At 68.8% G+C, this 17431-nt stretch carries 16 protein-coding genes; 10 read left to right on the top strand and 6 right to left on the bottom strand.

Features of this window, described 5'->3' with window-relative positions; translation table 11 throughout:
* Positions 1 to 4: 4 nt before the first annotated feature.
* Positions 5 to 2161 carry an acetate--CoA ligase family protein gene (locus QRN67_RS20160; RefSeq protein WP_285413260.1) on the bottom strand — a complete coding sequence of 719 codons (2157 nt, stop codon included), beginning with the start codon at positions 2159 to 2161 and terminating at the stop codon, positions 5 to 7.
* On the bottom strand, positions 2158 to 3144 hold the full coding sequence (locus QRN67_RS20155) for a tripartite tricarboxylate transporter substrate binding protein (protein ID WP_081265678.1): 987 nt from the start codon (positions 3142 to 3144) through the stop codon (positions 2158 to 2160). The genes QRN67_RS20160 and QRN67_RS20155 overlap by 4 nt, the downstream gene beginning before the upstream one ends.
* 130 nt (positions 3145 to 3274) lie before the next feature.
* Here QRN67_RS20155 and QRN67_RS20150 point away from each other — a divergent pair, with 130 nt between their 5' ends.
* A complete protein-coding gene (locus QRN67_RS20150) occupies positions 3275 to 4222 on the top strand; it encodes a LysR family transcriptional regulator (RefSeq protein WP_081265677.1) in 948 nt (315 codons plus the stop codon).
* On the opposite strand, the gene QRN67_RS20145 is transcribed toward QRN67_RS20150, so the two are convergent.
* Positions 4206 to 4976: a Crp/Fnr family transcriptional regulator gene (locus tag QRN67_RS20145; RefSeq protein WP_285413259.1), complete on the bottom strand. Its 771-nt coding sequence runs from the start codon at positions 4974 to 4976 to the stop codon at positions 4206 to 4208. The two genes, QRN67_RS20150 and QRN67_RS20145, sit on opposite strands and share 17 nt — an antisense overlap.
* 92 nt (positions 4977 to 5068) lie before the next feature.
* On the opposite strand from QRN67_RS20145, the gene QRN67_RS20140 reads away from it, so the two are divergent.
* The gene (locus QRN67_RS20140) at positions 5069 to 5473 is read left to right on the top strand and encodes a BLUF domain-containing protein (protein ID WP_081265675.1); all 405 of its coding nucleotides are present in this window, start codon (positions 5069 to 5071) and stop codon (positions 5471 to 5473) included.
* A gap of 65 nt (positions 5474 to 5538) precedes the next feature.
* Here the strand turns inward: QRN67_RS20140 and QRN67_RS20135 are convergent, their stop codons facing one another.
* On the bottom strand, positions 5539 to 5862 hold the full coding sequence (locus QRN67_RS20135; protein WP_106935654.1) for a DUF2917 domain-containing protein: 324 nt from the start codon (positions 5860 to 5862) through the stop codon (positions 5539 to 5541).
* A 174-nt stretch (positions 5863 to 6036) separates the two neighbouring features.
* On the opposite strand from QRN67_RS20135, the gene QRN67_RS20130 reads away from it, so the two are divergent.
* The gene (locus QRN67_RS20130) at positions 6037 to 7020 is read left to right on the top strand and encodes a LysR substrate-binding domain-containing protein (protein ID WP_081265673.1); all 984 of its coding nucleotides are present in this window, start codon (positions 6037 to 6039) and stop codon (positions 7018 to 7020) included.
* Between the two features lie 9 nt (positions 7021 to 7029).
* On the opposite strand, the gene QRN67_RS20125 is transcribed toward QRN67_RS20130, so the two are convergent.
* On the bottom strand, positions 7030 to 7647 hold the full coding sequence (locus QRN67_RS20125; RefSeq protein WP_081265672.1) for a 5-formyltetrahydrofolate cyclo-ligase: 618 nt from the start codon (positions 7645 to 7647) through the stop codon (positions 7030 to 7032).
* A gap of 9 nt (positions 7648 to 7656) precedes the next feature.
* On the opposite strand from QRN67_RS20125, the gene QRN67_RS20120 reads away from it, so the two are divergent.
* The 3 genes from QRN67_RS20120 to QRN67_RS20110 all read left to right on the top strand — a co-directional run bounded on the left by QRN67_RS20120 (position 7657) and on the right by QRN67_RS20110 (position 11040).
* On the top strand, positions 7657 to 9687 hold the full coding sequence (locus QRN67_RS20120) for a lytic transglycosylase domain-containing protein (protein ID WP_106935656.1): 2031 nt from the start codon (positions 7657 to 7659) through the stop codon (positions 9685 to 9687).
* A 10-nt stretch (positions 9688 to 9697) separates the two neighbouring features.
* On the top strand, positions 9698 to 10258 hold the full coding sequence (locus QRN67_RS20115) for an MgtC/SapB family protein (protein ID WP_106935657.1): 561 nt from the start codon (positions 9698 to 9700) through the stop codon (positions 10256 to 10258).
* A gap of 98 nt (positions 10259 to 10356) precedes the next feature.
* A complete protein-coding gene (locus tag QRN67_RS20110; RefSeq protein ID WP_285413258.1) occupies positions 10357 to 11040 on the top strand; it encodes a glutathione S-transferase family protein in 684 nt (227 codons plus the stop codon).
* A 21-nt stretch (positions 11041 to 11061) separates the two neighbouring features.
* Here the strand turns inward: QRN67_RS20110 and QRN67_RS20105 are convergent, their stop codons facing one another.
* Positions 11062 to 11787, bottom strand: coding sequence for an OmpW/AlkL family protein (locus QRN67_RS20105; RefSeq protein WP_285413257.1), 726 nt, complete (start codon positions 11785 to 11787; stop codon positions 11062 to 11064).
* 164 nt (positions 11788 to 11951) lie between these two features.
* Between QRN67_RS20105 and QRN67_RS20100 the strand changes: the two genes are divergently transcribed.
* From QRN67_RS20100 to otsA, 4 genes are all read left to right on the top strand, one after another.
* Positions 11952 to 13220 carry a multifunctional CCA addition/repair protein gene (locus tag QRN67_RS20100; RefSeq protein WP_285413256.1) on the top strand — a complete coding sequence of 423 codons (1269 nt, stop codon included), beginning with the start codon at positions 11952 to 11954 and terminating at the stop codon, positions 13218 to 13220.
* 76 nt (positions 13221 to 13296) lie between these two features.
* Complete coding sequence (gene otsB, locus QRN67_RS20095; protein ID WP_285413254.1) at positions 13297 to 14097, top strand: trehalose-phosphatase; 801 nt, start codon at positions 13297 to 13299, stop codon at positions 14095 to 14097.
* On the top strand, positions 14094 to 16016 hold the full coding sequence (locus QRN67_RS20090) for a glycoside hydrolase family 15 protein (protein WP_285413253.1): 1923 nt from the start codon (positions 14094 to 14096) through the stop codon (positions 16014 to 16016). Before otsB ends, QRN67_RS20090 begins: the two co-directional genes overlap by 4 nt.
* A complete protein-coding gene (gene otsA / locus QRN67_RS20085) occupies positions 16013 to 17398 on the top strand; it encodes an alpha,alpha-trehalose-phosphate synthase (UDP-forming) (RefSeq protein ID WP_081265665.1) in 1386 nt (461 codons plus the stop codon). The genes QRN67_RS20090 and otsA overlap by 4 nt, the downstream gene beginning before the upstream one ends.
* Positions 17399 to 17431: the final 33 nt, after the last annotated feature.

Here is a 17431-nt window from a genome sequence, read left to right as displayed (position 1 = left end):
CCCGTCAACCCTGCGCCGGGTCGGACGCGGACGAAAGCACGACCACGGCATCGGCGGCGAAAGCGCCCTGCCCCTGCGGCAAGGCCAGCACGGGGTTCAGGTCGATCGACTGCAGGCGCGGGCCGGCCTGGTGCGCGAACACAGAAAGGCGCGAGAGCATCGCGGCCAGCGCCTTCACGTCCGCCACCGGCTTGCCGCGCGCGCCCAGCAGCAGCGGCGCGCCCTGAATGCCGCGGATCATCTGCTCTGCCACGTCCTCGCCAAAGGGGCATCGGCGCAGCACCACGTCTTTCATCACCTCGACGAAGATGCCGCCCAGGCCGAACATGGCCACTGGGCCGAACACCGGGTCGCGCTGGATGCCCAGGATGCATTCGACACCGCCGCTCAGCTGCTTCGCGACCAGAACGCCTTCGATGCGCGCATCGGGCGTGGCCAGGGCGGCGCGTTCCATCAGCAGGGCGAAGCCCTCCCGCACGGCGCCCGCGTTCGCCACGTTCAGCAGCACGCCACCCATTTCAGACTTGTGCACGATGTCGGGCGACAGAATCTTCAGCACGACCGGAAAGCCGAGCGCTTCGGCCGCGGCCACCGCGTCCCGTGCGTTCGCGCAGGCCCGCTCCGGCGCCACGGCAATGCCGGCTTCGGCCAGCACACGCTTGGCCTCGGCTTCGCTGGGGGTGGCGCCCGGCAATGCCACCGCAGGCACCCGCGGGGGCTCCTGCGCGGGCCGGCGCGCGAAAGCCCGGCCGAAACGGCCCATGGCCTCGATGGCGACCACGGCGCGCGCCGGGTCCTCGAACACGGTGAAGCCGTCGGCCTCGTACTGCTGCACACGTTCCCTGGACGCCAGGATCGAGAGCACGAAGAGCCGGTCGGGGTGCCTGTCGCGCACGGCCTTGAGCTGCGCGCGCAGGCCATCGGCAATGGACTCGGCACCCACCGTGTAGGTGAAGAAGCCCAGCACCGAACGGTAGCCGCCCTCGGCCACCACAGCCTCGGCAAAGCGCCCGGCAATGCTCAGGTCGTTCATGAACTGCGCGGTGCAGTCCACGGGATTGCGCGGCGCGGCGAAGGGGATCAGCGCCTTCAGGTGCCGCTGCGCGGCGGCGGGCATCTCGGGCATCGGCAGCCCCGCGAGTTCGGCCGCGTCGGACACGATCACGCCCGCGCCGCCGCTCACGGTGATCACGCCCAGCGAGTTGTCGGCCGGGTAGATGCGGCGCGTGGCCAGGCGAGCCACGTCGAGCATGTGCTCGGTGGAGCGCGCCCGCACCACGCCGAACTCGGCCAGCACGGCATCGGTCACCGCGTCGTTGCCCGCGATGGACGCGGTGTGCGACTGCGCCGCGGCGCTGCCCACGGCGCTGGTGCCGACCTTCATCATCACGACCGGCTTGCGGGCGAGCCGGGCCGCCTCGAGCGCTTCCAGCAGGCGCGCGCCGTCGCGGATGCCTTCCGAGTACACCGCGATCACATCGGTGTCGCCGTCGTTCACGAAGGCCTGCACGAGGTCGCCCAGGCTGATGTCGCATTCATTGCCGCTCATGACGCAGGACGACACGCCGATGCCGAACTCGCGCGCAATGCCCAGGATGTGGCTGCCATAGGCGCCCGACTGGCTGGCGATGCCCACGCGCCCGGGCTTCGGAAAGCCCATTTCCACGACCGAGCTGAAGCTGCCATAGAAGCCGATGCGCGGGTTGAGCACTCCCAGCGAATTGGGGCCGAGCAGCCGAACGCCGTGGGCGCGCGCCGCCTCCACCATGCGCCGCTGCAGCCGCTCGCCGTCCTCGCCCATCTCGGCGAAGCCGGCCGAGAACACGATGGCCGCGGGCGTGCCGCGCGCACCGAGGTCGGCCACCACCTGTGGCGCGAGGTGCGCCGCCACGGCCACGATGGCTACGTCGGGCGTCTCGGGCAGTGCGGCCACGCTGGCGAAGGCGGGCAGGCCCTGTATCTGCGTGCGGTTCGGGTTCACCGGCATCAGCCGGCCCGAAAAGCCCTGCGAACGCATGTAGGCGATGGGCCTGCCCCCGATGCGCAACGCATCGTCGGAGGCGCCGATCACGGCCACGGAACGGGGATTCAGCAGGCGGCCGAGCGCGAGATCGGCGTGCATGTCCGCAAGGGATCCGGGCATCTGGTTGGCGGCGCTCATTCGGCCTTGGCGCCCGAGGTCTTGACCACCTTCGACCAGCGTTCGATGTCGGCAGCGATGAGTTTGCCGAACTGCTCGGGCGTGTTTCCCGCGGGCTCGTAGCCCTGCGCGGCCAGGCGTTCCTTGAAATCGGCGCTGTCGAGTTCGTGGCGGATCTCGGTGTTGAGTCTGGCGATCACGTCTTTGGGCGTGCCGGCCGGCGCCATCAGGCCGTTCCACACGGTCACCTCGAAGCCCGGCAAGCCGGCCTCGGCCACGGTGGGCACGTCCGGCAAGGCGGGCGAGCGCTTCGCGCCGGTCTGCGCAATGGCCTTGAGCTTGCCGCCCTTCACCTGGGGCATGGCCGAATACATCATGTCCATGACGACCTGCGAGTTGCCGGCGATCACGTCCATCATGGCCGGCGCGCTGCCGTTGAACGGGATGTGCGTCATCTTGATGCCGGCCTGCGAATCGAAGTACTCGGTCGCCAGATGGGTCGATGAGCCGTTGCCCGCCGACGTGAAGTTCAGCTCGCCAGGCCTGGCCTTGGCGCGTGCGATCAGGTCCTTCACGCTGTTGATGCCGAGAGCGGGATTCACCATCAGCAGCGCCGGGCCGCTGGTGAGTTCGGTGATGGGCGCCAGGTCGGTGCGGATGTCGTAGCGCAGGTTCTTGTAGAGCGACGGGTGGATGGTGTGCCCCATGGTCACCAGGACCAGCGTGTAGCCGTCGGCCGGCGAGCGCGCCACCAGCTCGGCGCCCAGGTTGCCCGACGCGCCGGGCTTGTTCTCGACGATGAAGGGCTGGCCCATGCGTTCGCCCAGGCGCTGCGCGAGCAGGCGCGCCACGCTGTCGTTGGTGCCGCCCGGCGGGTAGGGCACGACGATCTTCACGGACTTGCTGGGGTAAGCGCCCTGCGCCAGAACGGCGGGGGAAATGCCGGCGAGGGCCAGCCATGCGATGCAGCAGCCCACGGCGGCGCGGCGTGTGATGGTGTTCATTTGTCTTGTCTCCTGATGGCCGGTGTGCCGCTGACCGCTCAGCGCCACCGTGATGGAGACCGAATCGTAGGGACCAGGCTATATTCAATCCAATACTTTTGATGGACTCTCCTATATACGGGGTGTATGGATGGACCTGAGACAACTGCGCCAATTCCTGGCACTCGCCGAAACCGGCAGCTTCAGCGTCGCGGCCGAACGGCTGCACATGGCGCAGCCGCCGCTGTCGGTGGCCATCCGCAAGCTGGAAGAAGAACTGGGCACGCTGCTCTTCGTGCGCAGCTCGCGCGGCGTGAAGCTCACGGCCGCGGGCGACGCGGCGTTGAAGGCGGCGCGCGAATGCCTCGATGCGGCCACGCACATCAAGGCCGCGGTGCAGCTCGCGGTAGCGGGCGAGTCGGGCAAGCTGGCCATCGGATTCAGCGGTTCGGTCACGCTGCGCCTACTGCCACGGCTGGTGCAGGCGTTCCGGCTGCGCCACCCCGCGGTTCACCTCGACCTGAAGGAAGGCACGAATCTGGAGCTGCTCTCCCGCGTGGAGGCGGGCACGCTCGACCTGGGCTTCGTGCGCGTTCCCACCAACCGGCCGCCCGAGCTACGCTTTCAGATGGTCGAGGAAGACCGCTTCTGCCTGGCGCTGCCGCGCGGCCATGCGCTCGCGCGCAAGCCTGCCGTGGCCCTGGCGGCGCTGGAGGGGCAACCCTTCATCGGCTACGCCCCCTCGCCCGTCGGCGGGCTGCATGCGGCGGTAAGCCTGGTGTTCCAGCGCGCCGGCGTGGCGCCGCGCATCACGCAGGAAGCCATCCAAGTGCAGACGGCGCTGGGGCTGGTGGCCAGCGGCCTGGGAATGGCCCTGGTGCCGGCTGCCAACACGCCTTACCAACGGTCTCTGGGAGCGGTGTTCAGGCCGATCCTCGACCTGCCGGACGACGCGCGCATCGGCATTGCGCTGGCCTACCGGGCCAACACCGAAAACCCGGCGCTGAAGCGCTTTCTGGAAATCACCGTCGAGAAAAACGAAGGAATGGCGACGCCCGTCGCCGGACCCGCGGGTACCGCCGCTAGATCAGCGGCGTAGGCCGCATCGGCCGCTCGAAGTAGTCGCCCAGCGTCTCCAGCGCATGCGGCTCCATGATGCGCAGCCAGCCGGTGTCGATCTTGTAGAACCCGAGGCGCTGCAGCCGGCGCATCGTCTTGTTGGTGTGCACCAGCGACAGCCCCAGCGCGTCGGCGATGTGCTGCTGGTTGAACGGAAACTCGACCCAGCCGTCGCGCACCATGCCCACGCGCTCGGCGCGGCGGTACAGGTGCATCAGCAGCATCGCCACGCGCTCGCCGGCGTTGCGCCGACCGGTGGTGACGAGGTTGTCGTCCACCATCTTTTCCTCGCGCGCGGCGAGCCAGGTGATGTCGTAGCCGAGCTTGGGCTGGGCGTGGAACAGGCCCCAGAGCCGGTCGCGCGAGAAGGCGCACAGCGTGACATCGGTGACGGCCTCGACGCCGTGCGTCTGGCCGTCGGCGAACTCGTCCTGCAGGCCGATGAAGTCACCGGGCAGGAGAAAGCTCAGGATCTGCCGCCGGCCATCGCTCAGCGTCTTGTAGCGAAAGGCCCAGCCCGAATAGAGAGTGAAGAGCTGCGAACTGGGCCGATGCTCCTCGATGATCGAGCTTCCGGCCTCCACGCGCCGGGCCCCGACCCGGAACGACTGGATGGTCTTGAGTTCTTCCTCGGTGGCGGGAAGGAAGGCGTCGAGCTGGCGCAACGCGCACTGGTCGCACGGATTGACGCCTTGAGGCGGCGCTGCGGCGGCGGGGTAGTCCTCGAATTTCACGCTTAACTATAGGCCGTCCGGCTGTGTCTTTTGACATTTCAGGGTGTCTTTTGCGTCACTAGACTGCGCAGCGCCCTCCCTTGACAAGACGCATGACGCAAGACCAGACGCTTTACGAAATCCTTTACTGCAGCACCCTCGTGCAGGACCTGTCACCCCGAACGGTGGGCGCGATCGTCAGCCAGGCGCGTGGGCGCAACGCCGAGCATGGCATCACGGGACTGCTGGTTTTCGACGGCTTGCGGTTCTGCCAGCACCTGGAAGGGCCGCGCGAGGCGGTTCAGGCGCTGATGCAGCGGATCGAACGCGACCCGCGCCATGTCGATGTACGCATCGCCTATGAAGGCGCACTGAGCAACCGGCGCTACACCGGTTTCGGGCTGGGCCTGGCGGAAAGCGAGGGGCCGCACCTGATGTCGGGCGTGCACGCCCTGGAAGGCGAAACCGCCCTGCTGCATTTCCTGGCGCTGCGGCCCAGCTTCGACATCAACGGCTGAGGAACGCCCAAGCAAAGAAAAAGGCGGCCGAAGCCGCCTCTCTCGAGCACAGGGTTGGCGGAGGGTCAGGCGTTGTCCCAGCTGTAGGTCGCGCCGTAGCCGTCCCACGCTTCCATGACGATGCGCTGGCCCGCCGCCACCGTGAGCGATTCCCCGGGTGCGAGCACCAAGTCTTCGCTGGGATTGGCGAGCGTGGCGTCGGGAGTGACCCACACGCGGCCCTGCTTGACCCGCAGCACGCTGGTCGAACGCGCCTTCAGGCTCATCGCCTCGCCGGGGGCGATCTGCCAGGCGCCGCGGCGCACGGCTGGCGGCACTGCGGCAGTGGCGGTGCGGGCGGGAACGGACAGGGACGAGAGCGATTCGGTGGTGCAGACGGCGGTGGACATGATGAGGGACTCCTGGGCTTGCCGAAGCGCTTGACAGACAGAAGGCAATTGCGCAGTTCGGGAATGAATGATCGTTTCTGGCCCGTTGGCAGTCCAATGAAAAGGAGGTAGCCTACTGATGCCCGTTTCGCATCAATGCATCCGGCCGCCGGATTGCCGCCCGAAGTCATACCCATGCAACATTCGCAAACCCATTTGCGCTCCCGCCCGATCTCGGCCGGGCATCTGCGCGCCTTCGAGGCCGTCGCCCGCCACCTGAATTTCCGCGCCGCCGCCGAGGAAATGGCGCTCACCCAGTCGGCCGTCAGCCGGCAGATCCAGTCGCTGGAAGAAGAAGTGGGCGTGGCGCTGTTCCTGCGCCACACGCGGGCGGTGGAGCTCACCAGCGCCGGCGCGCAGCTGCTGCTGGCGGTGCAGCAGTCGCTGCCGCGCATCGACACGGCGGTGCGACAGATCAGGCAGAGCGCGGGGCGCAAGAGCGTGTCGCTGACCACCTTCGCCTCATTTGCGTCGATGTGGCTGATTCCCCGGCTGGAAGCCTTCCAGCGCGACAACCCCGAGATCGACATCCGCATCGACGCCAGCGACGTGGCGGTCGACCTCGAAGTGGCCGATGTCGACATCGCGCTGCGCTACGGCCCGCGCGAGGTCATGCCGGCCGGCGCGGTGCGCCTGTTCGGCGAAACGCTGACGCCGGTGGCCAGCCCCTGGCTGCTGAAGAGCAGCCCGCCCATCAAGACGCCGGCCGACATCACCCGCTTCACGCTGATCGAGGCCGGCGACGCCCACCGCACCCACCTAGAGTGGCTGACCTGGCGCCGCTGGTTCGAGGTGAACGGCCAGGAACGCGCGCAGCCCAAGCGCTGGCTCTATTTCAACTACGCCTACCAGATGGTGCAGGCCGCCCTCACGGGCCAGGGCGTGACGCTGGCGCGCAGCTCGCTGATTGCAGAGAGCCTGGCCAACGGCGACCTGGTCGAGGTGCTGCCGCAGCACCGCATGGACTCGCCGATGGCCTACTGGCTCATCGCCGGCCCGCGCAACGCGCTGCGGCCCGAGATCAAGGCGTTCTGGGACTGGCTGCAGACGCAGGCCATAACCACGCGCGAGACCATCGGCGAGGTGCCCGACCCGGACACGGTGGACAACCTCGACTGAGCCGGGGGCTCAGCTGGTCGGCCAGACCACGCCGTTGTCGTTCAGGATGGCGTCGAGCGGCAGGTCGTGCGCCTCGGGCTCGAAGTCGTCCAGGAAGCCGTGGGTGAAGCCCAGCCCCACCGTGAACGGCCGCGGCTCCAGCGCCGCCAGCGTGCGGTCGTAGAAGCCCCCGCCGTAGCCCAGCCGGTACCCGCCCGCGCTGTAGCCCACGCAGGGCACGAACAGCAGCGTCGGCACGATCAGCTCGGTGTCCTTGGGCTTGGGGATGCCGTAGGCGTCTTCTTCCATCTGGCAGCCCGGATACCAGGCATGGAAGGTCAGGGTCTTGTGAACTTTGTCGATCACCGGCAGTCCGATGCGGCGGCGCTGCGGCTCTTCCATGAGCTCGCCGTCCTCCTTCCAGCGGTGCAGAGCGGGCAGCGGATCGAACTCGCCCTTGATCGGCCAGTAGGCGCCGATCACGGTGTCGGGCCGGCCGACCAGCCAGATCCGCATCACGCGCTGCAGGAGATCGGCGCGCGCCAGGCGGTCGGGCATTGCCAGTCGCTGCTCGATCAGTGCTTTTCGCAGCTGATCCTTAAGAAAACTCGCGGTCGCCGAGGTGTCGGCATCCTTTGACTTGTCCATAATCCCCCGATGCAGTTCCCAAGCATTTTGGCATCCAAGCGCCGCCGCCCGCGCGGCGCAACTCCCGCACTCGTCTTTTCTGCTGTCCTGGCGCTCGCCGCGTTGCTCTCCCAGCAACCCGCCGCGGCCCAGAACAACACCAACGACGACGTGCTCATCCAGATGAAGCAGGCCTTCCAGCGCGGCGACAAGGCCCGCCTGTCGGCCCTGCTGCCGCAGGCCCGCGGGCATGCACTGGAACCTTGGGCCGCCTACTGGGAACTCAAGGCGCGCCTGCAGGAAGCCTCGCCCACCGAGGTGCAGGACTTCTTCGCGCGCTACGCCGGCACCTACCAGGAAGACCGCCTGCGCAACGACTGGCTGCTGCTCACCGGCCAGCGCCGCGACTGGGACAACTTCTCTGCCGCCATCGCCGGCTTCCGCATGGGCGACGATGCGCAGGTGCGCTGCTACGCCACGCTGGTCGACACGCTGCGCAGCGGCACCGCCACGCAGGCGCAGGCCGACGAGGTGCGCCGCAACTGGTTCGCGCAGAAAGACGCCGACGACGGCTGCCTCACCGCGGCCGACCGCATGGTCGCCGCCCGCCTCATGACGCCGGCCGACGCCTGGAAGAAGGCGCGCCTGGCCATGGAGGCCAACCGCCCGCAGGCCGCGCGCGGCGCGGTCACCATCGCCGCGCCCGACGCGCTGCCGCTGTTCGAGGAGGTGAACGCCAGCGCCGCCAAGTTCCTGGCCGGGCGCGCCTTCGTGGCCGCCAAGTCGCGCAAGGAGCTGGTGGTGCTCGCGCTCATCAAGGTGGCCATCGCCGACCCCGACATGGCCGCGTCGCAGCTCGACGGCAAATGGGGCCCGATGCTCTCGGCCGAGGAGCGCAACTGGCTCTGGGGCACCATCGGCCGCCAGGCAGCGAACAAGCTGTCGCCGCAGGCCGGCACCTACTTCGCCAACGTCACCAAGAACAGCGACCTCTCGGACGACATGCTCGGCTGGCGCGTGCGCGCCGCCTTGCGCGCCGGCCAATGGAAAGAGGTGGCGCCCGCCATCAACGCCATGAGCGAAACCGCCCAGCTCGACCCCACCTGGGTCTACTGGAAGGCCCGCGCGCTGGCCAACAGCGGCAGCGAAGAGCGCCGAGCCCAGGCCCGCGAGCTCTACCAGAGCATTGCCGGCTCGCGCGGCTTCTACGAAATGCTGGCGCTCGAAGAGCTGGGCCAGCGCACCGTGGTGCCCACCCGCCCCGCCCCGCTCACGCCCGAAGAAAAAGCCGCCGCCCGCGCCAACCCGTCGCTGGCCCGCGGCCTCTATGCCATCGCGATCGGCCTGCGCCCCGAAGGCACGCGCGAGTGGAACTACGCCACCAACCTGCACGACAAGGGCGGCATGGACGACCGCGCCCTGCTGGCCGCGGCAGACTTCGCCTGCCAGCGCGAGGTGTGGGACCGCTGCATCAACACCAGCGAGCGCACCAAGGGCGTGGTCGACGTCGATCAGCGCTTTCCCATGCCCTTCCACGACACGGTGCTGCGCAAGAGCCAGGACATCGGCCTCGACCCGGCCTACGTCTACGGCCTGATCCGCCAGGAAAGCCGCTTCATCATGGATGCGCGCTCGGGTGTCGGCGCCTCCGGCCTGATGCAGGTCATGCCCGCCACCGCGCGCTGGACGGCCCGCAAGATCGGCCTGACCGACTTCTCGCCCAACCAGATCAACGACCGCGAGACCAACATCACCATCGGCACCAACTACCTGAAGCTGGCGCTCGACGACTTCGACGGCTCCATGGCGCTGGCCGCCGCCGCCTATAACGCCGGCCCGGGCCGCCCGCGCAACTGGCGCAACGGCCCGGTGCTCGACGCCGCCATCTGGGCCGAGAACGTGCCCTTCAGCGAGACGCGCGACTACGTGAAGAAGGTGCTGGCCAACACCACCAACTACGCCGCCATCATCAGCGGCCGGCCGCAGTCGCTGAAGGAGCGCCTGGGCCGCATCGGCCCGCGCGACGCCGCCGAGCCCGAACCCAACAAGGACCTGCCTTGAGGCGTACGGCATGAGCTGGCGCGACGAGGTCCTGGACACCATCGCGTCCGAGTTCTCGGACGTGACCGACGTCGCGCAGCTCACGCGCATCGTGCTGCGCCTCACGCTGGCCGCCGCGCTGGGCTTCCTGCTCGGCTTCGAGCGCGAGCAGGCGGGCAAGGCGGCCGGCGTGCGCACCCACATGCTGGTGGCCATCGGCTCGGCGATGTTCGTGCTGATACCGCAGCAGACCGGCATCGTGCCGGCCGACATGAGCCGGGTGATCCAGGGGCTGGTGGCGGGCGTGGGCTTTCTCTGCGCTGGCACCATCCTCAAGCAGGGCAAGGACGAGAGCCACGTGCAGGGCCTGACCACCGCCGCCGGGCTGTGGATGACGGCCGCCATCGGCATGGCCTGCGGCCTCGGGCGCGAAGCCACCGCGCTGCTGAGCGCACTGCTGGCGCTGGCGGTGCTGTCGCTGGTGCCGCGCCTCGTGGGGCTGATCGAGCGCGTGACCGGCCCTCAGAAGGGCGGCGAAGACGGCACCGCGCCGCGCGTGATCGCCTCGGCCGACGACACGCCCGCGCGCTGAAGGCGCCGGCGCATCAATTCGCGCCGCGTTCGTCATCAATCGGGCCGTGGCGCGCAGCTAGCATTTAAAACTTTGCACCCAACGCCCGGGAGACTCTCATGCGCAAGCTCTACATCGGCAACAAGAACTACTCGTCCTGGTCCATGCGCCCCTGGGTGCTGATGAAGCAGGCCGGCATCCCCTTCGAGGAAGTGATGGTGCGCTTCGACTCCTTCGAAGCGGACTCGAAGTTCAAGAGCGCCATCGCCGCCATCAACCCGGTGGCCAAGGTGCCCGTGCTGGTCGACGGCGACCTGGTGGTCTGGGACACACTGGCCATCGCCGAGTACCTGGCCGAGACCTTCCCTGAAAAGCAGTTGTGGCCCCGCGACGCGGCAGAGCGTGCGCGCGCGCGCAGCGTCTGCGCCGAGATGCACTCGGGCTTCGGCGGCCTGCGCGGCCATTGCGGAATGAACCTCGAAGCCTCGCTGCCCGAAGTGGGCGCGCGGCTGATGAAGGAAGAGCCCACGGTCGCCAGCGACCTCGCGCGCATCGTGCAGATGTGGAGCGGCCTGCTCGACGCGCACGGCGGCCCCATGCTGTTCGGCGAGTTCGGCATCGCCGACGCCTACTTCGCGCCCGTGGGCACGCGCATCAAGACCTACGGACTGCCGGTGCCGCCGCACATCACGGCCTACATCGAACGTGTGCAGGCATTGCCGGGCGTCAAGGCCTGGATCGACGGCGGACTGGCGGAGAAGGATTTCCTGCAGTTCGAGGAGCCCTACCGCACGGGGCGGTAAGGTCCTCGAAGAGGATGGCGGTCAGAACCGGTAGGTTGCCGCCAGGTAGGTGACGATCGGGTTCAGCTTCAGACTGGCCTGGCTCGTGGCCACCGGCAGGCCGGTGATCGAGGTGGTCGTCAGCTTGGCCGTGGTCTTCAGCGGGATGTACGACACCGAGAACGAGACGCCCCAGTGCTTGTCGAACTGGTAGGCCACGCCGGCGTTCAGCACGGGTGCGAACTTGCTGTCGAGCTTGGCCGTGGTGTTCACGCGGAACGGCGACACGCCGAACTGCTGCGCCAGCGCACCCTGCAGGTTCGACGTGAGCTGCACGTCGCTGTACCAGACGTAGGTGGCGCCCAGGCCCACGAAGGGGCGAAACGCCGAGTTGCCGTCGTTGAAGAAATACTTGCCCAGGATGGTCGGGCTCCACTGGCGGGCCTCGCCCAGCTGGCCGACGCGGCCCAGCGTGCCGGTACCGTTGAGCTTGAACTTCGGCGGCACGCCGAACACGCCTTCCACGGCCCAGTTGCTGTCGAGGAAATAGGTGGCATTGAGACCCAGGGTGTCGGAGTCGCTCACGCTGGCGCCCGAGCCGGGCAGCACCGCCGGAATCGGGGAGGTCACGGTCAGCGGCTTGCTCGAGTCCTGCGGCGAAAGATGGAACCAGCCCGTGCCGATGACCCAGTCGCCCCCCTGTTGCGCCATGGCGCTGCCGGACGCCAGAGCGCCCAGAGCGGCCAACGCAAACACTGTTTTCTTCATGATGTGAAAGCTCCTTTGATTGAAAAATCCCTCTGCGCAGCGCAGCCTCGGCTTGTAGCCGCCGCTGACATTCGCCCGCCGGACGAATGGTGGCCCGCTCCGCGCCGGAAATTATCGAACGACCGTTCTATTTTTGAGGTACGGAGTATCCCTACACTGCATTCATGAAAATTTTTCTCGTCGGCGGCGCAGTACGCGACAGGCTGCTAGGGCGCCCCGTGTCCGACCATGACTGGCTGGTGGTCGGCGCCACGCCCGAAGCCATGGTGGCCCGCGGCTACCTGCCCGTGGGGCGCGACTTTCCGGTGTTCCTGCACCCCGAGACGCGCGAGGAGTACGCGCTCGCCCGCACCGAGCGCAAGAGCGCGCCGGGCTACCGCGGCTTCACCGTGCATGCCTCGCCCGACGTCACGCTGGAACAGGACCTCGCGCGCCGCGACCTGACCGTCAACGCCATCGCGCTGCCCGCCGAGCTGGTGAATGCCGACGGCAGCTTCGACCCCACGCCCGGCACGCTGGTCGACCCCTTCCACGGCCAGCGCGACCTGCGCGACAAGGTGCTGCGCCACGTGACCGACGCCTTCCGCGAAGACCCGGTGCGCATCCTGCGCGTGGCGCGTTTCGCCGCGCGCTTCCACGACTTCGGCGTCGCCCCCGAGACCATGGCGCTGATGCGCGAGATGGTGGCGGCCGGCGAGGCCGACGCACTGGTGCCCGAGCGCGTGTGGCAGGAGCTGTCGCGCGGCCTCGCCGAAACACGGCCTTCGCGCATGTTCGACGTGCTGCGCGGCTGCGGCGCGCTGGCCGTGCTGCTGCCCGAGGTCGACCGGCTCTGGGGCGTGCCGCAGCGCGCCGAGCACCACCCCGAGGTCGACACCGGCGTGCACCTGATGATGGTGCTCGACACCGCCGCGCGCCTGCAGGCCTCGCTGCCGGTGCGCTTCGCCTGCCTGATGCACGACCTGGGCAAGGGCACCACGCCGGCCGACGTCTTGCCGCGCCACACCGGCCACGAGAAGCGCAGCGCCGAACTGCTGCAGCAGGTGTGCGAACGCTGGCGCGTGCCCGTGGACGTCCGCGAGCTGGCCGAGGTGGTGGCGCGCGAGCACGGCCACATCCACGCCAGCGGCTCGCTCGATGCGGCGGAGCTGGTGCGCCTGCTGGAGCGCTGCGACGCCTTCCGCAAGCCCGCGCGCTTTGCCAAGGCGCTGCTGGCCTGCGAGTGCGACGCGCGCGGGCGGCTCGGCTTCGAGGACACGGCCTATCCGCAACGCCCCCGGCTGCTGGCCGTGCTGGCCACCGCGGCGGCCGTGCCCACCGACGTGGTGGCGCGCGCCGCGCAGCAGGCCGGCGCCACCGGCCCGAAGATCGGCGAGGCGATCCACCAGGCCCGGGTGGATGCCGTGGCGGCCGTGGCGGCATCGGCGGGCTGAAAGCGCCCAAGGCCCTGCCGCACAGCCGGTTTTGGCCGACACGGGAGGCCGGGCGCCCGTGCTATGGTTTTTCCCAATGCCAAAGTCCTCCAGCAACTTGCAGTTGCCTCCTCCGCTGGGCCGGGATTCAGCCCTTTTTCTCGACTTCGACGGAACACTCGTCGGGCTCGCGCCCACGCCTGAAGCCATCGAGATCCCGCCTGCCCTTGTTTCCCTCCTGAGCGACCTGCGCGACCAGCTCGGCGGCGCGCTCGCCGTCGTGTCGGGCCGCCAGATCGACTCCATCGACCGCTTCCTGGCGCCGCTGCGCCTGCCGGCGGCCGGCGAGCACGGCGTGCAGCGCCGCGACGCCGAGGGCCACATGCAGGAGCAGCGCCCGCCCGACCTTGCCTCCATCCTGGACGTTGCCAACGAGCTCGCGCGCGTGCACGAAGGCCTGCTGGTGGAGCGCAAGCATGCCGCCATCGCCCTGCACTACCGGCTCGCGCCGCAGCTCGAGGCGGTGTGCCGCGACGCCATGTCGCGCGCCATCGCGCACGACCCGCAGATAGAACTGATGCACGGCAAGTTCGTGTTCGAGGTGAAGCCCGCGGGCATCAACAAGGGCATTGCCATCAATGCCTTCATGGAAGAGGCGCCGTTCACCGGGCGCACGCCCGTCTTCCTCGGCGACGACACCACCGACGAGAGCGGCTTCGCGGTGGTGCAGCCGCGCGGCGGCGTCGGCGTGAAGGTGGGCTCGGGCCCCAGCCTGGCGCTGCACCGGCTCGAATCGCCGCGCGCAGTGTACGAATGGCTGGTACAGGCACGCGACCTGCTGGCGGCGCCCGCGGCACGCAAGACAACAGACACCGAATCCCCGAGGAACCCCGGATGAGCGAACAGCAACTATCGACGGCCCCCGAAGCGCACGCCGGCGCAGCCGTGGCCGGCGCCGGCGGTCCCGACGACCGCGCACCGGTCGACTTCAAGGCCGCGGCCGCCCCTGGACCGCGCGGTTTCGCGCCGCCAGCCGAGCCGTCGCTCGATGTCGGCGTGATCGGCAACTGCGCCTACAGCGCGCTCATCGACGGACGCGGACGCGCCGTGTGGTGCTGCCTGCCGCGCTTCGACGGCGACCCGGTCTTCAATGCGCTGCTGCACCCGGGCGAGGAAGCCGGCGCGTGGAGCATCGACATCGAGGACTTCGCCGAAGCCAGGCAGTGGTACGAGCCGAACACCGCCGTGCTGCGCACGCAGCTCTTCGACAGCGCGGGCCAGGGCATCGAGATCACCGACTTCGCGCCGCGCTTCTACAGCCGCTCGCGCTACTTCCGCCCGCTGATGATGGTGCGCCGCGTGCGGCCCATTGCCGGTGCGCCGCGCATCCGCGTGTCGCTCGATCCGCGTTTCCAGTGGGGCGCCTCGGCGCCGGTGGAAGTCACGCGCGGCAGCAACCACATCCGCTACGTAGGGCCCGACCTCACGCTTCGGCTGAACACCGACGCATCGATCTCGCACATCCTCTCGCGCCAGCCGTTCGTGATCTCGCGCGAATACAACTTCATGTTCGGCGTGGACGAGACGCTGACGGACGGCATTGCCGACACCGCGCGCAAGTTCGAGCAGGAGACCATCGCCTACTGGCGCACCTGGACCAAGCGCCTGGCGATTCCCTTCGAGTACCAGGACGCGGTGATCCGCGCGGCCATCACGCTGAAGCTCTCGCTGTACGAGGACACCGGCGCCATCGTCGCCGCCATGACCACCAGCATTCCCGAGGCACCCGGCAGCCAGCGCAACTGGGACTACCGCTACTGCTGGCTGCGCGACGCCTTTTTCGTGGTGCGCGCGCTCAATTCGCTGAGCGAAGTGGGCACCATGGAAGACTACCTGCGCTGGCTGGGCAACGTGGTGATCGGCTCGCACGGCGAGCACATCCAGCCGCTGTACGGCATCGGGCTGGAGCGCGAGCTGCCTGAATCCTTCGTCGAAGGCCTGCCGGGCTATCGCGGCATGGGCCCGGTGCGCGTGGGCAACCAGGCGCAGGAGCACTTCCAGCACGACGTGTACGGCAACATCGTGCTCGGCGCGGCGCAGGCCTTCCACGACCACCGGCTGCTCAGCCGCGCGGGGCTGGCGGAGTTCCCGCACCTCGAGGCGGTGGGCGAACAGGCGGTGCGCGTCTACGGCACGCCCGACGCCGGCATGTGGGAGCTGCGCACGCGGGCCCGCGTGCACACCAGCTCGGCGCTGATGAGCTGGGCCGCCTGCGACCGGCTCAGCAAGATCGCCCGCGCGCTGGACCTGCCCGAGCGCGCCGCCTACTGGCACGGCCACGCCGCGCGCATGAAGGAAGAGATCCTCACCAAGTCGTGGTGCGAGGAGCGGCAGGCCTTTGCCGAGAGCTTCGGCGGGCACGAGCTCGACGCAAGCATCCTGCTGATGGTGGAGGTGGGCCTGATCGACGCGCGCGACCCGCGCTTCATCTCCACCGTCGACGCCATGGAGAAGTCGCTGTGCGACGGCCCGTACATGCGCCGCTACGAGGCCGCCGACGACTTCGGCAAGCCCGAGACGGCCTTCAACATCTGCACCTTCTGGCGCATCGATGCGCTCGCCAAGATCGGCCGCAAGGCCGAGGCGCGCCAGATCTTCGAGACCATGCTGGCCGCGCGCAACCCGCTGGGGCTGCTGTCGGAAGACACGCACCCGGTCACCGGCGAGATGTGGGGCAACTTTCCGCAGACCTATTCGATGGTCGGCATCATCAACGCGGCGGTGCGCCTGTCCGCTCCGTGGGACTCCGCCATATGAGCCGCCTCGTCGTCATTTCGAACCGCGTAGCCGACCCACGCAAACCGGCGGCCGGCGGCCTGGCCGTGGCACTGGGCGAATCGCTGCAGCAAAGCGGCGGCCTGTGGTTCGGCTGGAGCGGGCAGATCATCGAAGGCGGGCCGACCGGCGAAGGCGAGCTGCACCGGCAGCAGGCCGGCAAGGTGACGCTCGCCACCATCGACCTGAGCCGCGAGGACCACGACAGCTACTACCTCGGCTACAGCAACGACGTGCTCTGGCCGGTGTTCCACAACCGGCTCGACCTGGCGCACTTCGACGCCGGCTTCATCGGCGGCTACCGGCGCGTGAACCAGCTGTTCGCGCGCAAGCTGCTGCCGCTGCTGAAGGAAGACGACATCATCTGGGTGCACGACTACCACCTGATACCACTGGCGGCCGAGCTGCGCGCGATGGGCTGCAAGCAGCGCATCGGCTTCTTCCTGCATATTCCGCTGCCGCCGCAGATCATCATCGCGGCCATTCCGCAGCACGAGTGGCTGATGCGCTCGCTGTTCGCCTACGACCTGATCGGCTTCCAGGCCCAGCAGGACGTGCAGCACTTCGAGCACTACGTGCGCAACGAGGCGCGCGGCCAGTACCTGGGCGACGACATGTACCGCGCCTACGGGCAGACGGTGCGCTGCAGCGCGTTCCCGATCGGCATCGACGTGGACGAGTTCGCCGCGCTCACGCATGCGAAGGAATCGCGCGACATGTACGAGACCATGAAGCGCGAGTATTCGCAGCGCCGGCTGCTGCTGGGCATCGACCGGCTCGACTACTCCAAGGGAATTCCGCAGCGCGTGCGGGCGTTCCGGGAGTTGCTGGCGCACTACCCGGAGAACCGGCGCAGCGCGACGCTGATACAGATCGCCTCGCCCACGCGCGAGACGGTCGACGCCTACGCCGACATCCGCCGCGAACTCGAGTCGCTGTGCGGCGCCATCAACGGCGACTACGGCGAACTCGACTGGATGCCGGTGCGCTACATCCACCGCATGGTGGCGCGCAAGCGCGTGCCGGGCCTGTGCCGCGCGGCGGCCGTGGGGCTGGTGACGCCGTTGCGCGACGGCATGAACCTGGTGGCCAAGGAATACATCGCGGCGCAGGACCCGGCCGACCCCGGCGTGCTGGTGCTGTCGCGCTTTGCCGGCGCGGCCGAGCAGCTGAAAGAAGCGCTGCTGGTGAACCCGTACGACACGCACGGCACGGCGGAAACCGTGCAGCAGGCGCTGCACATGCCGCTGGAAGAACGGCGCGAGCGGCACCAGAAGCTGCTGTCGCGCATCCGCGACCAGGACATCCACTGGTGGCGGCGCACCTTCCTGGATGCGCTGCGCGAGGTGGACAGCGAGCGCTGATCTTCTGCTTTTGTTCGTCGGGCATTTTTCGGG

It is taken from the genome of Variovorax sp. efr-133-TYG-130 (genome assembly GCF_030208835.1).
Classification (GTDB): domain Bacteria; phylum Pseudomonadota; class Gammaproteobacteria; order Burkholderiales; family Burkholderiaceae_C; genus Variovorax.
This window is presented reverse-complemented; position numbering and strand designations above follow the sequence as displayed.

Excerpts from the sequence above, each read along its gene's own strand:
- QRN67_RS20160 (WP_285413260.1), bottom strand. The coding sequence starts at position 2,161 with ATGAGCGCCGCCAACCAGATGCCCGGATCCCTTGCGGACATGCACGCC.
- QRN67_RS20115 (WP_106935657.1), top strand. The coding sequence starts at position 9,698 with ATGAGCTGGCGCGACGAGGTCCTGGACACCATCGCGTCCGAGTTCTCG.
- QRN67_RS20105 (WP_285413257.1), bottom strand. The coding sequence starts at position 11,787 with ATGAAGAAAACAGTGTTTGCGTTGGCCGCTCTGGGCGCTCTGGCGTCC.
- QRN67_RS20110 (WP_285413258.1), top strand. The coding sequence starts at position 10,357 with ATGCGCAAGCTCTACATCGGCAACAAGAACTACTCGTCCTGGTCCATG.
- QRN67_RS20140 (WP_081265675.1), top strand. The coding sequence starts at position 5,069 with ATGACGCAAGACCAGACGCTTTACGAAATCCTTTACTGCAGCACCCTC.
- QRN67_RS20090 (WP_285413253.1), top strand. The coding sequence starts at position 14,094 with ATGAGCGAACAGCAACTATCGACGGCCCCCGAAGCGCACGCCGGCGCA.
- QRN67_RS20135 (WP_106935654.1), bottom strand. The coding sequence starts at position 5,862 with ATGTCCACCGCCGTCTGCACCACCGAATCGCTCTCGTCCCTGTCCGTT.
- QRN67_RS20130 (WP_081265673.1), top strand. The coding sequence starts at position 6,037 with ATGCAACATTCGCAAACCCATTTGCGCTCCCGCCCGATCTCGGCCGGG.
- QRN67_RS20120 (WP_106935656.1), top strand. The coding sequence starts at position 7,657 with ATGCAGTTCCCAAGCATTTTGGCATCCAAGCGCCGCCGCCCGCGCGGC.
- QRN67_RS20155 (WP_081265678.1), bottom strand. The coding sequence starts at position 3,144 with ATGAACACCATCACACGCCGCGCCGCCGTGGGCTGCTGCATCGCATGG.
- QRN67_RS20125 (WP_081265672.1), bottom strand. The coding sequence starts at position 7,647 with ATGGACAAGTCAAAGGATGCCGACACCTCGGCGACCGCGAGTTTTCTT.
- QRN67_RS20150 (WP_081265677.1), top strand. The coding sequence starts at position 3,275 with ATGGACCTGAGACAACTGCGCCAATTCCTGGCACTCGCCGAAACCGGC.
- otsA (WP_081265665.1), top strand. The coding sequence starts at position 16,013 with ATGAGCCGCCTCGTCGTCATTTCGAACCGCGTAGCCGACCCACGCAAA.
- otsB (WP_285413254.1), top strand. The coding sequence starts at position 13,297 with ATGCCAAAGTCCTCCAGCAACTTGCAGTTGCCTCCTCCGCTGGGCCGG.
- QRN67_RS20100 (WP_285413256.1), top strand. The coding sequence starts at position 11,952 with ATGAAAATTTTTCTCGTCGGCGGCGCAGTACGCGACAGGCTGCTAGGG.